General features: G+C 39.5%; 13 protein-coding genes. 5 read left to right on the forward strand and 8 right to left on the reverse strand.

The window, feature by feature from the left end; translation table 11 throughout:
- Positions 1 to 3 precede the first annotated feature (3 nt).
- The 3 genes from SJ2017_RS06665 to mutY all read right to left on the reverse strand — a co-directional run bounded on the left by SJ2017_RS06665 (position 4) and on the right by mutY (position 3528).
- Entirely contained in the window at positions 4 to 1806 is a 1803-nt protein-coding gene (locus SJ2017_RS06665) for an aryl-sulfate sulfotransferase (protein WP_080915245.1), read from the reverse strand.
- Positions 1807 to 2130: 324 nt separating this feature from the next.
- The gene (locus SJ2017_RS06670) at positions 2131 to 2409 is read right to left on the reverse strand and encodes an oxidative damage protection protein (RefSeq protein WP_055026356.1); all 279 of its coding nucleotides are present in this window, start codon (positions 2407 to 2409) and stop codon (positions 2131 to 2133) included.
- A 9-nt stretch (positions 2410 to 2418) separates the two neighbouring features.
- Entirely contained in the window at positions 2419 to 3528 is a 1110-nt protein-coding gene (mutY, locus tag SJ2017_RS06675; protein WP_080915246.1) for an A/G-specific adenine glycosylase, read from the reverse strand.
- 268 nt (positions 3529 to 3796) lie between these two features.
- On the opposite strand from mutY, the gene trmB reads away from it, so the two are divergent.
- The 5 genes from trmB (at position 3797) to SJ2017_RS06700 (ending at position 8560) form a co-directional block, all read left to right on the forward strand.
- The gene (gene trmB / locus SJ2017_RS06680; protein WP_080915247.1) at positions 3797 to 4513 is read left to right on the forward strand and encodes a tRNA (guanosine(46)-N7)-methyltransferase TrmB; all 717 of its coding nucleotides are present in this window, start codon (positions 3797 to 3799) and stop codon (positions 4511 to 4513) included.
- A 58-nt stretch (positions 4514 to 4571) separates the two neighbouring features.
- Positions 4572 to 4898 (forward strand): 50S ribosome-binding protein YggL, encoded by a 327-nt coding sequence (locus SJ2017_RS06685; protein ID WP_055026353.1) that lies wholly within the window; start codon positions 4572 to 4574, stop codon positions 4896 to 4898.
- Between the two features lie 8 nt (positions 4899 to 4906).
- A complete protein-coding gene (glsB, locus tag SJ2017_RS06690; protein ID WP_080915248.1) occupies positions 4907 to 5821 on the forward strand; it encodes a glutaminase B in 915 nt (304 codons plus the stop codon).
- 467 nt (positions 5822 to 6288) lie between these two features.
- A complete protein-coding gene (locus SJ2017_RS06695) occupies positions 6289 to 7119 on the forward strand; it encodes a YggN family protein (protein ID WP_055026351.1) in 831 nt (276 codons plus the stop codon).
- A 499-nt stretch (positions 7120 to 7618) separates the two neighbouring features.
- Positions 7619 to 8560: a LysR family transcriptional regulator gene (locus SJ2017_RS06700; RefSeq protein WP_080915249.1), complete on the forward strand. Its 942-nt coding sequence runs from the start codon at positions 7619 to 7621 to the stop codon at positions 8558 to 8560.
- Between the two features lie 642 nt (positions 8561 to 9202).
- On the opposite strand, the gene SJ2017_RS06705 is transcribed toward SJ2017_RS06700, so the two are convergent.
- The 5 genes from SJ2017_RS06705 to yggU form a co-directional block, all read right to left on the reverse strand.
- A complete protein-coding gene (locus SJ2017_RS06705; protein WP_080915250.1) occupies positions 9203 to 11050 on the reverse strand; it encodes a DUF885 domain-containing protein in 1848 nt (615 codons plus the stop codon).
- Positions 11051 to 11315: 265 nt separating this feature from the next.
- The gene (gene hemW / locus SJ2017_RS06710; RefSeq protein ID WP_080915251.1) at positions 11316 to 12455 is read right to left on the reverse strand and encodes a radical SAM family heme chaperone HemW; all 1140 of its coding nucleotides are present in this window, start codon (positions 12453 to 12455) and stop codon (positions 11316 to 11318) included.
- A 5-nt stretch (positions 12456 to 12460) separates the two neighbouring features.
- Positions 12461 to 13057, reverse strand: a complete 597-nt coding sequence (gene rdgB / locus SJ2017_RS06715; protein WP_055026347.1) for an RdgB/HAM1 family non-canonical purine NTP pyrophosphatase — start codon at positions 13055 to 13057, stop codon at positions 12461 to 12463.
- Positions 13058 to 13237: 180 nt separating this feature from the next.
- Positions 13238 to 13672 carry a DUF4426 domain-containing protein gene (locus tag SJ2017_RS06720; RefSeq protein ID WP_080915252.1) on the reverse strand — a complete coding sequence of 145 codons (435 nt, stop codon included), beginning with the start codon at positions 13670 to 13672 and terminating at the stop codon, positions 13238 to 13240.
- Between the two features lie 198 nt (positions 13673 to 13870).
- Positions 13871 to 14164: a DUF167 family protein YggU gene (gene yggU / locus SJ2017_RS06725; RefSeq protein WP_080915253.1), complete on the reverse strand. Its 294-nt coding sequence runs from the start codon at positions 14162 to 14164 to the stop codon at positions 13871 to 13873.
- Between the last annotated feature and the right edge of the window lie 4 nt (positions 14165 to 14168).

The following is a 14168-nucleotide window of genomic DNA, read 5'->3' on the forward strand; positions in this document are numbered from 1 at the left end:
ATCTTATTTAAGCATGTCTTGTACTTTAATGACTTGTGCACGATAGCCCGTAGCAAATAAATCATGACTGCCAATATTGATTCTGACGGCAGGTTTCGTCTCACCGTAACGATGCTCTACTAATATCGACTGAACTTTACCTGTGGTGTCATCCATTTTAAGGTTGCCATAACCGCCACCTAGACCAAATAACCCTGCAGATGCAAAGTAGCTCATCATGCTGTCTTTATCTTGTTGGTATTTTACGATTGAGGTCACTGGTGAGTAGCCATCGTAGCCTAACTCATCTTTACCGTATTCCCATACTTGTTGAACCGTGAGATTCTGTTCATCAATTTTGTATTCAACTGAGCGAGAGTATTTTTCAGTGGCAAACATAGGCTGGCCAAGATGACGTCCATCACCATTATCAAATACCGTTAGTGTGCCTTTTTCTGGTACTAAATAAGCAGTATGTGAGGTATAAGAGAAGTCAAAATTAGTGCCGCGACATAAACCTTTTTCGTTACAGTTAAGATTATTACCTTGTTCATCCACAGGAGTAAGCAGTTTACTGGCAAACTTTTCAGACCAGCCTTTAGCTGGACTTAATATCCATTTAACTTGCTTATCTCTGCCTATCTTTATGACAGCGGATTGATGACGAGAACTGATAATAATGCTGTCGTCACTGCTATCGTAGTCGATAGAATTGACATGAATCCAATTTCGACCCGTTTCAACGCCGTGGATATCACCGTAGGGGGCATTTTTTAAATCTTCTAGTGTAGTTTGGTGTCCCGCTTGACTTGCATTGATGTTTAAACACACTGCGCCAGCATCTAATGATAATAAAGCATCATCTCGCATAGGATCTAAAATACTGTTTAGATCCCAGTAATCAATTAGTTTTCCGGTATTATCGACCTCGATGATTTGATCTCTAATCGTGTTAACTAGCATGCCATCAGGACGACGATAATCTTTGGCGGCGGCTCTGATAAAGATATTGCCGTTGCTAGCTTCAATACCTTCATGGGATGCATCAATAAAGTTACCTGGTAGGCTATGCTCAGATATCATTCTGCCCATTAAGGACATTTTCTTCCAGCCTTGACCTTGTACCCAAACCATATTGCCATCGGCGGTTATGTTCATTCCCATGGCGTAACCTGCATTTTCAAAACTCTTTGAGTCATGAGTGGTATACGGGTTTAAATACCAGCGAATATCGCCCGCGGTATCAATAATAAAAAAGCCTGGTTTACCGTCCCAAGAAAAAGCACCTGGTGCGTCGGGATTATTGTGCGCTAATTGACCTGTTTTACCGTCAGGGTTGGTCCAATTTACAAAATATAAGCGGTCTTTAAAATCTGCATCGACATGTTCAACTTCAACGATAGGGGCTTTGGCCCATTGGCTCTCGGAAAAGCCCATATCAATATCAGGGGTAAGCATTTGGTAATCATGACTATGTTGTTGGCCATTTTCGGTCCATTTCACGGTAAAGTGATTCATTAGCGCAGGGTATAAACCAAAAATGGGCACACCGCCTTCATTCATGACGCGCATGTCATCGACTTGATAGTTAATCGCAACTCCCGTGTCATCCTTAGCATGAACTGTCACTTCCACATTGGAGATCTTATGACCGTTAAGCGTCACTAATGCTGTTAACGGTGCATTTTCATATGGGTTATGCACGAGATAACCTAAAGGCGCATCCGGTACCGGAATGGGTTTCATACCTAGTGGATCAGCGGCTAAGTTAGGAGCTGATAAGCAAAGGCTTAGTGCTAAAATTGAATGAACGAGAGGCTTAAACATACAAAATCTCTTTAAGGTAATATGCTGCATATTATAGAGAGAAATAGACCTTTTTAATGTTGCCTAACTGACATATTGTTGAGTTTATTTAATTATTAATAGCGGGGTCACGGTTTTAACATTTGATGAAGAACAATTGAAAATAAAGGGAACTTTTAGCAATGAGAGAAATAGTGAGATAGTAATAGTGAGATAGTAATAGCAACCAAATGAGAAAACTGACCGAATAGGAGGTTAGCGCTTATGACTATTAAAACAGTTATATTAAGAAAACTTGTATCAGCGCAGGTTGAACTGATACAAGCAATAAACCAGCGTTAACAATTACTCATCTTCAGCTGGTGGTACATAACCTTCAATTTCAACGTCTTTACCTTCAAATAAAAAGTTAACCATTTGCTCTTCGAGGAACTTACGGTCATCAACATTCATCATGTTCAATTTATTTTCGTTAATTAGCATCGTTTGCTTTTTTTGCCACAAACCCCAAGCTTCTTTACTAATTGAATCAAAAATACGTTTGCCGACTTCACCTGGATAAAGTTGAAAATCGAGTCCTGCTGCTTCTTTGTTTAAATATGCGCAATTAACATTACGAGCCATGATGTTTCCTTAACGGGATCCTGATGTTGGATCTGCTGCTGAAAGTGCGACTAAGTGAGATAAAATCCGCTCTGTTGCTGCGGCTAATCCGACTTTAGCTGGATGATGTATGTTATACCAGAGTGTCTGGTTTTGTTCCATTGTCGTGTTTTCAAATGGGTGATTATTTTGCTCTGTTTCAATCTTTACTAAAACGGGTTGAATATCTAAATGAAAATGACTAAATGTGTGTCTAAACCCAGCAAGCCACTCAGGTTCGCAATGGTCAATGTTTTTATCGCTAAATTCTTTAGAAACATAATCTTGCAAAGCTTGTTGTGACTCAAACTGAGGGAAACACCATAACCCTCCCCAAATACCCGTTGGCGGCCTTTTAAAAAGTATAACTTCGCCTTTATGCTGTTGCACCAACATAAATGCTGACTTGGTCGGTATCGTCTTTTTAGGTTTTTTCCCTGGGAATTCGGTTTGTCTGCCAGATAGCTGCGCTTGGCAATCAATAGCGACAGGGCAGCGTTCACATTGAGGTTTACTGCGAGTACAAACCGCAGAACCTATATCCATCATTGCCTGATTAAATTTTCGTATCTCTTTTTTGGGTGTCAGTTTATCGGTAAGCGTCCAAAGCTGTTGTTCAACAGACTTTTTACCAGGCCATCCCTCTATGGCTCCATGTCTTGCTAGAACGCGCTTTACGTTACCGTCTAAAATGGAATGATGTTGCCCAAGGGAAAGTGACAAAATTGCTCCAGCGGTAGAGCGACCAATACCGGGAAGTGCGATGACATCGTCTATGTTTTCGGGAAACTTCCCTTGGAACTGTTCACAGACTGTTTTAGCCGCTTTGTGAAGGTTTCTTGCTCGTGCGTAATAGCCAAGGCCTGTCCAATGGTGAAGCACATCATCTTCACTTGCTGCAGCCAAGTCAGCGATAGTTGGAAAACTAGACATGAACTTTTCGTAATACGGGATCACGGTAGCAACTTGAGTTTGCTGCAACATGATCTCTGAAATCCATACTCTATATGGGGTTTTATTCAATTGCCATGGCAAGGATTTACGGCCATTGATATCGTACCAAGCGATGATACGCTCGGAAAAAGAGTTAACATTTTTCATCGAGGCAGTGTATATGGCAAGGTTAGCTTAAACAAGTCAGCATGTAATTTGCTGAAACAAAATACTCGTTAAAATGGAGGGTTGAAGCATTAAGGTGATTTTTAGTGGTTCAATATATGTAAATTGCCAAAATAACGATAAGAATCTTGCTATCAAAGTGGCTTAAGTAGTTTAGTCATACTCATTTTACGATATACTTACTGACTATTTTATGATTTGAAGTGACACATTGGGCCACTTTATATAGCACCCAATTGATGAGGCAATAATGAGCGACGTTACTACCGCTGAATATAACGAAGATGGTAAATATCTTCGTAAGATTAGAAGTTTTGTATTAAGAGAAGGGCGCCTGACTAAAGGTCAAGCACAAGCCATTGAGTCATATTGGCCAACGATGGGCTTAGATTATACCCCTGAACCTATCAATCTTACTGAGATTTTTAATCGTGACGCGGATACAGTGTTAGAAATTGGTTTTGGTATGGGGGCATCACTTGTTGAGATGGCTAACGCTGCGCCAGAACTAAACTATATTGGTATCGAAGTGCATAAACCGGGTGTTGGTGCTTGTTTAGTCGATGCTGGTAAAGCTGGGGTAACTAACTTACGTGTTTATCATCATGATGCGATGGAAGTATTAGAAAATAGTATTGCTGATGGTTCGTTAGCGAGAGTCCAACTATTTTTCCCTGACCCATGGCACAAAAAACGTCATCATAAGCGCCGTATCGTACAAGCTGAGTTCGCTCAACTAATCCGTCGTAAGCTTAAAGTTGGTGGTGTCTTCCACATGGCGACAGATTGGGAAAATTACAGTGAACATATGCTAGAAGTGATGTCTGCTGCTGATGGTTATAAAAACCAGTCAGCAACTAATACTGTCGTTGAGCGTCCTGAACATCGCCCATTAACTAAATTTGAAGCTCGAGGCCATCGCTTAGGTCATGGTGTTTGGGACTTGATGTTTGAGCGAGTAAGCTAAGCTTATTCCTCAACTTGTTATAACAATATCTTTATTTAATACTAACTAGGATAAAAACATGGCTAAGAATCGTACTCGCCGTTTACGTAAAAAGTTACGCGTTGATGAGTTCCAAGAACTTGGTTTTGATGTCAACTGGACGTTCGAAGAATCAATTTCTGAAGAGGATATTGATAAAGCTGTTGACGAGTTTATCGATCAAGTTATCGAGCCTCGTAAATTAGGCTTCCATGGCGGCGGTCATAAAATGTGGGAAGGTATTATTGCAACGCAGCAAATCGGTAAATGTACTGAAGAAGACGTTGCTGCTGTGAAAGCATTTTGGGAATCGAAAAAAGTGCCTCAACTTGAAGTTAGTGCACTTTATGATATCTGGTGGGGCTAATATAGCCGATGCCTGAGCAAATATTGCTAGAACAAGTGGTCGACAAAGTTCGGCCACTTATTGGTTCTGGGAAGGTCGCAAACTACATACCAGCATTGGGTAATGTCGATCCGAATAAAATTGCAATAGCAGTCACCACAGCTGATGGTCAAACTGTGGGCGCTGGCGACTATCTTGAGCCATTTTCAATTCAAAGTATCTCCAAAGTATTTAGTTTAACTCTGGCGTTGAGTTTGTATTCTGAAGATGGAATTTGGTGTCGAGTAGGTAAAGAACCTTCGGGTCAGTCCTTTAATTCGCTTGTACAAGTTGAATTAGAACGCGGGATCCCTCGAAATCCCTTTATTAATGCCGGTGCTTTAGTGATTGCCGATTTAATTCAAGCAAGACAAAGCGCCCCTAAGCATCGTATGTTGGAAGAAGTACGAAAGCTTAGTGGTAACTCACATATTTGTTTTGACAAGAATGTGGCTAACTCTGAGTTCAAATTCAGCGCTAGAAATGCCTCTATTGCTTACTTAATGAAGTCTTTTGGAAATTTCGAAGGTAATGTTGATACGGTATTAAAAAGTTGCTTTCATTACTGTTCATTAAAAATGAACTGCGCGGATTTATCAAAAGCGATGTTCTATTTAGCTAATCGAGGGAAAACCTTACAAGGTCATCAGTTGATTACACCTGTACAAACTCGTCAGCTGAATGCTTTGCTTGCTACATCAGGTTTATATGATGGTGCAGGGGAGTTTGCCTATCGAGTTGGTATGCCGGGTAAAAGTGGCGTAGGCGGTGGCATCATTGCTGTAATTCCTGGAGACATGTCCATTTGTGTTTGGTCACCTGAACTTGATCAAAATGGCAACTCACTCGCTGGCACACACATGCTAGAACACCTTTCGCAATCTCTAGGCCGCTCGATATTTTAAAAGCGGCTTAATGCTTTTTTACTTCAATACGTCGTATTTCAAGTCTTTCCTCTTCAATACTTTCAGTCTCAATACTTTCAGTTTCAATACTTTAGGTTTCAAAACCTTCAGCCAAGAAGGCTGAATTATAACCTGCTCTAATTAGGCTATCTATATTCTGCTATCGGCGCAGAAAAGCGCTGATGAACTTATATTATTAATGTGTGAAATAAACCACTTTATGGTTAATTTCACGCAAACTGAGTAAACTTTTTTAGCAATTCCGCCTAATTTGTTGCTATAACATTTTCTTAACCACTTGAAATCTAATGATTTATATATTTTGGCACGCTGTATGCTTTATATGGATTAAGTAAAGCGTTCTTTAACTGGCGCTAAGTCACTTAATAGAGTTTGGGTTCACTTATTATTAAAAATGCAGTCTAGTCGTGAAAGATTGTATTTGTTTAACAGCAAGGAAATGGCTAATGAAAACGTTAAATTATACCAACACAGGGTTACTTAAAGGCATTGCATTATCAGGATTAATTTTTACAGCTGGCGCCTTCAACCCTGCAATGGCTAAACTGTCAATTGAAGATCAGCAATGCAATGTAACCTTAAATTATGATGTGACAGTAGAACCGAAAAAACTACTCGTTAGTGAAAAAGGCCAAGAGTTATATCGTGTCGAAATGGGCGAATTATTTGTTGAAGGTAATAAAATTAAACTTAACGCTAAGCAACAAAACTTAGTGTCAGATTATTCTGAAGGCTTATCTAAGCAAGTTCCAGAAATTATCGATCTCGTTAATGAAGTCGTCGTACTTGCCACCGATGCTGTGAGTTTAGCGCTTACGCCAATTTTTGGTGATGCGACAGGGGCTAAGCTTGATGAAATGTTAGCAGGCATTCAAAGCCGCTTGGATGAAGCTGCTTATCAGCAAGGCGATAAATTCTATCTAGGAGCGACTGAATCATCAATTGAGCAAGCATTTAATGAAGACTTCGAGAAAGAAATGGAAGCGATGATAGAAAATTCTATGGGCAGCTTTATGATGGCCCTTGGTGCTGAAATGATGTCTTCAGAAGGCGGTAGTTTCGAAGAGAAAATGGACTCGTTCGGAAAGAAAATGGAAAAAATGGGCGAGGATATTGAGTTACAAGTTGCTGAGCAATCAGAGGCTATCGAAGCGAAAGCTGAAAAGATTTGTGAAGACTTTGAAGAACTTATGATTATAGAAGGTGAGATGCGCCAGTCTATCCCTCAGTTGTCTGATTACCAATTAGCAACATTAGATCACGAGTTATATGAGTAATTTACTTTGAGTGACTCTTTAAGCTTGAGTGAAGCTTAAGGTAATAACAATTACCTATTCTTTAGCGGTAATTATTCATTATCTTGATTGTTCAATTTATAGCATTGTTAAAATGTACCTGACCTTCCCCTGCAACCTTTTGCAGGGGCTTTTTCGTTATTAATCCGCTTAATCCCCTTATTCAACGACATTTCTAAGAAACTAATTATTTGTTCTGATAAAAAAATTGTATATTATAAATATAGAGCCATTTATAGTTTTTTTGGTATACTCCTAAAATTATAAAACTGAATTGCTAACCTATTAACTTATTGTTTTAGTTTTGGTTGGTTATTCAAGATAACGGATTATCTGTATTTAATTTCTTTTTTGGTGTTCTGTGTATTATTTTTACACTGCATTCCTGACTGATTTTTGCTCAGTTTTGTTTCGGGCAAGTTACAGTTATTTGCATACCAAAAACTATTTTTAATGTCGTAAACAGCGTAAGGCGACTCCAATGTTAGAACTGTTAGAACCTATTGCTATTTTTACTCATGTTGCCCGTGCTGGTAGTTTCAGCGCTGCAGCGAGAAGACTGAGTATATCTAAATCCAAAGTAAGTACTCAGGTTGCTGATCTTGAACATAAACTTGGGGTTCAACTTATTCAACGTACTACACGTAGTTTGAGTCTTACTGAGGCCGGGAACTTACTTTATATCCAAGGTGAAGAGCTGCTAAGAGATGCAGAGCAAGCCGTGGCGAGTGTGCACAATCTTAATGATGCTACTCGTGGTGTATTGAAAGTAGGTATTTCGCAGTCGTTCGGTACTATGCATATTATCCCTGCATTACCTGAGTTTATGGCTAAACACCCTGAGTTAGAGCTACAGGTTAGCTTATTGGATCATAAGGTTGACGTGGTCAGCGAAGGGTTAGATTTACTATTAACTATGTCTGAGCAATTACCTTTGGGCATGGTGGCACGTCCTTTAATGAAGTGTCAGTTCCTTTTAGCTGCATCACCTGAGTATATTGCTCAACATGGCACAATTTCTCGCCCAGAACAGTTAGTTGATCATAACTGTCTTGTATATCAAGGTGAGTGGCATGAACACAGTATGTGGCAGTTCAAGAAAGCTGAAGATTACTGTGAGATCGGTGTTTCTGGTAACTTCCGTGTTGATAATGCACCTGCACTTAAATCCGCCGCTGTCAGCGGCTTAGGCATTGCGTATCTTGCAAGTTACCTCATGGAAGATGAAATTGAGCAAGGGACTTTAGTTCCTTTACTACCTGATTGGCAGTTAACCAATAACTTACCACTTCAAGCGGTTTACCCTCGTCGTAAACATCTTGCACCAAAAGTCAGCGCATTCATTGACTTTATTAAGGGGCACATTGGTAGCACGCCATACTGGGATGCTAAATTTGATCACTTATACAAATTACGTAAATAAATACGCATATAAGGGTTAAATTACGTAAGAATATATGGAAACATTGTTCGAAATTTAAAATAAAGCCGCTCATTATTGTGCGGCTTTTTTATTTTTCATTAAAAAAACAGGTGGTTAATTGTTTGTGTTTGAAAAATGTACAGTGTGTTTTTTGTTTTGTAGCTAAAACAATTTAAACGGTACGACTTGAACTATGTTCTTAAATCAATACAATAGATTTCAGTTGATTCGGAATGGTTTGAGTCACGCATCTTGTTGAGAAATGACCCCTTTTCATCAAAATGTGCAAACCAGCAACTTCGCAAGTTTTGAATCACTGCTGGCAACGGTTTTAAAATTAGAACAATGCCGGCTTTGAAACCATCATCCTAGTTTATATTGGTTTACCCCAGACTTTGTGCTGGGGTTATTTTTATCTAAAATAACCTAGCTACAGTGTTAGGGTGTTGATTTCAAATAGTCTTACTTTGTTACATTAGCTGCTAATGTGAGATTGAGTGACTAGATTCTTCCTATATTCCTAACCCAGAATATAAAGCTATTTTTTTATTCAGCCAACGGCTTGAATGTGAATTAGATAATATAAAAAAGCCACTGATATCAGTGGCTTTTTTGTCTTGAAAGAAAGCAGTCAGCGAGTTGTTACTTACTGGCATTTACCCAGTCAGTTACTTTCGCTTCTAATACATCTAGCGGTACAGGGCCATTTTCTAGGATCAGTGTGTGGAATTGGCGAATATCAAATTTATCACCCAATTGCTTTTTAGCATCTTCACGTAGCTCTAGAATTTTTATCATACCAACTTTGTATGCCGTTGCTTGTCCTGGCATTACAATATGGCGTTCTACCATTTTGATAGCGTCAGATTCCGCATTAGGTGTATTGTCCACATAGTATTGAATACCTTGTTCACGCGTCCACTTTTTAGAGTGAATACCCGTATCAACGACTAAACGACAAGCTCGCCATAATTCCATTGCTAAGCGACCAAAGTCAGAGTAAGGATCGGCATACAAGCCCATTTCTTTAGGGAAGTACTCAGTATATAAGCCCCAACCTTCGATATATGCAGTATAGCCACCGTATTTTCTGAACTTCGGAATGCCTTCTAGTTCTTGAGCAATAGCGATTTGCATATGGTGACCAGGAATACCTTCATGGTAAGCCAATGCTTCCATTTGATAAGTTGGCATGGCCTTCATATCGTATAAGTTTGCGTAGTAGGTACCAGGGCGAGAGCCATCAGGTGCAGGTGCATCATAAAACGCTTTACCTGCTGACTTCTCACGGAAGGCTTCGACTTGTTTTACGATTAGTTTAGCTTTTGGTTTGATGTTAAAGACTTCATCAAGGCGTGACTCCATGTTGTCGATAAGTTCTTTAGCTTCAGTCATGTAGCGAGTTTTACCTTCTGCAGTATCAGGGTAGTAAAACTGATCATCATCACGCATGAAGGCCATAAACTCTTGCAAGTCACCGTCAAATTTCACCTTTTTCATAATTGCACGCATTTCGTCATGAATACGAGCGACTTCCGCTAAGCCTAACTTGTGGATAGTTTCTGAGGTCATGTCAGTGGTAGTCACACGACTTAAGCGCATATTAAAAAAGTCATCACCTTCAGGTAGCTTCCAGACACCATCATGTGTATCAGCTTTTTTCTCAAGCTCATTAAGATAGGCGATAAGGTTGGTATATGCTGGTTGAACACTGGTCAGTAATGCTTGTTTAGCATCTGCAAGTAGCTCATCTTTTTTCGCTTGTGGTGCATCTAATGCAGCAACCTTTTTATTGATATCAGCCCATAGCGTGCTTTTTTCCTCAGTATCGCTAAAAGGAGCACCAGTAATGATATTTTGGCTGTCTGATATGACATAAGGGAATACAAACTTAGGTGCGATAATCCCTTTATCAGCACGAAGTTTTAAACCTTCGACGAGTTGCTCACTGGCAAGCTTAACGCCGTTTAAACGACTGATGTAGGCTTCTGCATCGCTTACACTGGCAACTTGATGTTGATTGATTAAGAAGGTCGCTATGAAGGTATGGCTACCGTACATTTGATTGACTGGGTAAGTATGGTGGCGCCATTTATCATCAGCGATATCTTGCTCTAAACCTTGCTTCATTAGCTTGTAGCTTAGTGCAGTTTGTTCATCGAGTTTGCTAACATCTATGCTATCTAGCTGTGCTAAGTGCTTTTTGGCACGAGCTAAGTCTTCGTCTTGCGCCTTTTCACTAAAATCACCCCATTTGTCGTAATCTTTTTTAATACGCATATAGGTTTGAGAGATAGGGCTAGACATGACATTTTCCATGAAAATGTTTTCAAATAGCTCATTGGCTTTTTCTGATTCAGTGGTCGCTTTTTTAGTTGATTCAGTTGGGCTCATTACCGTTTGTCCGTGAGTTCCATGAGCGATAACTGAAGTCGATAAAAGGCTTGATAGGGCTACGGCTATAAGTGTCGTTTTTGTTTTTAGTCGCATAAAATGTCCGTTAACTTAGTGAAATAGAGTCAATATTAGTAATATTGATAGTTATCCTAATAGAGCAGGATAAAAAAAGGTAAAGTGAAATGTTAGCAATTGTGTATTAATTGTTGCTGAATGAGGTCGAGGGAGATTTAGCGTGCTTTCGTCATGATCTATAAAAGTAATAATGGAATAAAAAAGCCACTAATTGTAGTTGTAGTGGCTTTAATATGTGCTGCTTTGAGAACAGCTGTATTGTTACAGGAATAGGTAAGTGAAGTTAGTCGATAAATTGCGACAAAAGATCATTCACGAACATATGCCCTTTGGTGGTTAATTGCCAATGCGTACTAGAGTCAGTTAATAAACCACGTTCGATAGACTTTTTCATTCCATCATTAAGCACTGTATGAGATAACCCTGTTCGCTGTTCAAACTCTGCTTTTGGAATAGGGGTCATTAAACGGAGCCTATTCATTAAGTATTCCAGAGCCCTATCTTCATGCTCGACAACGCTAGTCTCAAAGGTAAAGTTATCAGTAGCTAAATACCCTTTAGGGTGTTTAATCTTTACGGTGCGGATAATCGTATCTTGTTGGACTTGGGTGATTTTACCGTGTGCGCCACAACCGATACCCAGATAATCCCCGAATTGCCAATAGTTAAGATTATGTCTGCACTGAAAACCTGGTTTGGCGTAAGCTGAAATCTCATATTGCTCGTAACCTAACTGTGCTAATTTCTTTTGCCCTTGCTCATAGATATGCCAAAGGTTTTCGTCATCAGGTAGTTGTGGTGGCTTCGAGTGAAATAGCGTATTGGGCTCAATAGTTAATTGATACCAAGAAAGATGAGGCGGCATTAAGTTGGCCGCCGTATCAATGTCTGCCATAGCTTCATCAAAACTTTGATTGGGTAAGCCGTGCATAAGATCTAAATTAAAGCTTTGATAACCTGCATTTGACGCCGTATTTGCAGCAGTAACGGCTTCATTTTCATCATGAATTCGGCCAAGCAAGTTGAGTTTATCTTTTGAAAAGCTTTGAACACCTATGGATAAACGAGTCACTCCAGCTGCTTGATAGGCGGCAAAGTCATCATGTTCTAAGGTGCCAGGATTCGCTTCCATTGTGATTTCAATATCGTCTTCAAACCCTATTTGAGATTTAGCGGCCTCAAGAATACGTTTGATTTGCGAAGCCTCAAATAATGATGGCGTGCCACCGCCAATAAAAATGCTATGAAGCTTACGGCCTTGTACGTAATGTAAGTCTAAAGATAAATCGGCTAATAGCGCATCGACATATTGCTGCTGCGGTAACTCACCATGTTGCCCATGGGAATTAAAATCACAATAAGGACATTTTTGTACACACCAAGGGATGTGAATATAAAGACTTAACGGAGGAAGCGTCAGCATACTAATTAAATAATTCCTTTCGCTTTTAATGCATCTACTAGCAAATCCAAGGCTAAACCACGATGGCTTAATTGATTTTTTTGCTCGCTAGTCAGTTCTGCTGCTGAACAGTCAAAACCATGTGGAATAAATACAGGATCGTAGCCATGACCTTGTTCGCCTTGTGGCGCAATACTAATTTGTCCTTCCCATGCAGCTTGACAAACGATAGGGGTTGGATCTTTTGCATGACGCATATAAACCAGTACACATTGAAAACGTGCATTGCGGTTTGATTGACCCTCAAGAGCATTGAGTAATTTTAAGTATCTGTCTTTTTCTGTAGCGTTTTCACCGCCATATCTTGCTGAGTATATTCCAGGTGCACCTTGCAATGCATCCACCTCAAGACCAGAGTCATCAGCAATGGCTGGCTTGCCAGTCACTTCGGCGGCATGCCTTGCTTTGATAATGGCGTTTTCGATGAAAGTTGTTCCTGTTTCTGCCACTTCTGGTACGTTAAATTGGTTCTGCGGTAAAACTTGAATGTTGAATTTAGCCAACATTTGATCGAACTCTTTAAGCTTACCTTTGTTGCCACTGGCTAAGACAATCTGTTGCATGAAAAGACCTTGATAAGAAAAATTTTGCTAATGATACCTAAGGGCACAAATGATAGATAGTTTGAATCAAGAGAGTAACGCTTTGGGAAAATTATTTATCCATTGACCAAATGAATTAAAGCCAATACTGAAGGGTATTGGCTTTATGTCATATCAGACTGTTATTGGGGCTCCGCCTAACTATTCAACAAAGAATTTTTGTTTGAACTTGACTGAAGTATTGAGTTTATTGCCATATTTTATGGCTATGTTGAAATTAATTTCTTGATCGTCGCGGTAAGGAACTTGCGCAATGTAATAAATGGCTTTGCCTTCTTTTATTTCTTTAAAATCAAGCGTGATTCTTGCATCAAGTAAATTGTTAGCTATCCCTGATATCTCAACTGCAACAGGTGGGTTGCCTTCTTGGCTGGTATCTAACACTGCAATATTAACAATGCCATTGTAATTGCTTCGTTCAATACCATAGGTTTTGGCAATACTAGGTGTGATAAAGGTGCTGCTTAACGCCATGTAGTGAATATCAAAATTTCCGACTTGCTGTTTTTGCTCAGCAAAAGCATGACTTATTACGGTAAGGCTGAGTAACAAGCTCAATAAAATTGTTCGCAACATAACTAACGTCCTCAATTAACTTATGTGTTTACTGACTGAACAGCTTGCAAGCACATAAGCTTAACAATAATCTTTATAATATAAGTATAGAGAATTTTCCCTCCGCCGACCTTATTTTAATCGTTTCTAAATGTAAGATGCTGATTATATAGTGCATGTTGTAGATACAAAATGATAAGTACAAAAGCTGAAATGAGCTTAACTCAAAAGGGCGGATATTGCCTCTGGTAGCTGTTTTGGTTGGATTATTTTGACTTGTTTGTGGCGCCCTTGAAGTCCTTTTAGCAGCATTACATCCGATTTACTGACTTTAAAGGATTTAGCGAGATACTTGATTAAATGTTGATTGGCTTTACCGTCAACAGGTGGCGCAGTAATTGCGATTTTTAACTCATGGCCATGCAAGCCAACGATAGTATCTCTGCTGGATTTAGGTTGAACATAAAGGTTCAGCAGCAAATCATCTTGCTGCTGAGTAATGGCCTTATTAATGCTA

Origin of the sequence: Shewanella japonica, from assembly GCF_002075795.1 — a bacterium.
GTDB lineage: Bacteria > Pseudomonadota > Gammaproteobacteria > Enterobacterales > Shewanellaceae > Shewanella > Shewanella japonica.

What these genes read in the sequence shown, in the direction of transcription:
- SJ2017_RS06665 (WP_080915245.1), bottom strand. Translation starts at nt 1,806, where the DNA reads ATGTTTAAGCCTCTCGTTCATTCAATTTTAGCACTAAGCCTTTGCTTA.
- SJ2017_RS06670 (WP_055026356.1), bottom strand. Translation starts at nt 2,409, where the DNA reads ATGGCTCGTAATGTTAATTGCGCATATTTAAACAAAGAAGCAGCAGGA.
- mutY (WP_080915246.1), bottom strand. Translation starts at nt 3,528, where the DNA reads ATGAAAAATGTTAACTCTTTTTCCGAGCGTATCATCGCTTGGTACGAT.
- trmB (WP_080915247.1), top strand. Translation starts at nt 3,797, where the DNA reads ATGAGCGACGTTACTACCGCTGAATATAACGAAGATGGTAAATATCTT.
- SJ2017_RS06685 (WP_055026353.1), top strand. Translation starts at nt 4,572, where the DNA reads ATGGCTAAGAATCGTACTCGCCGTTTACGTAAAAAGTTACGCGTTGAT.
- glsB (WP_080915248.1), top strand. Translation starts at nt 4,907, where the DNA reads ATGCCTGAGCAAATATTGCTAGAACAAGTGGTCGACAAAGTTCGGCCA.
- SJ2017_RS06695 (WP_055026351.1), top strand. Translation starts at nt 6,289, where the DNA reads ATGAAAACGTTAAATTATACCAACACAGGGTTACTTAAAGGCATTGCA.
- SJ2017_RS06700 (WP_080915249.1), top strand. Translation starts at nt 7,619, where the DNA reads ATGTTAGAACTGTTAGAACCTATTGCTATTTTTACTCATGTTGCCCGT.
- SJ2017_RS06705 (WP_080915250.1), bottom strand. Translation starts at nt 11,050, where the DNA reads ATGCGACTAAAAACAAAAACGACACTTATAGCCGTAGCCCTATCAAGC.
- hemW (WP_080915251.1), bottom strand. Translation starts at nt 12,455, where the DNA reads ATGCTGACGCTTCCTCCGTTAAGTCTTTATATTCACATCCCTTGGTGT.
- rdgB (WP_055026347.1), bottom strand. Translation starts at nt 13,057, where the DNA reads ATGCAACAGATTGTCTTAGCCAGTGGCAACAAAGGTAAGCTTAAAGAG.
- SJ2017_RS06720 (WP_080915252.1), bottom strand. Translation starts at nt 13,672, where the DNA reads ATGTTGCGAACAATTTTATTGAGCTTGTTACTCAGCCTTACCGTAATA.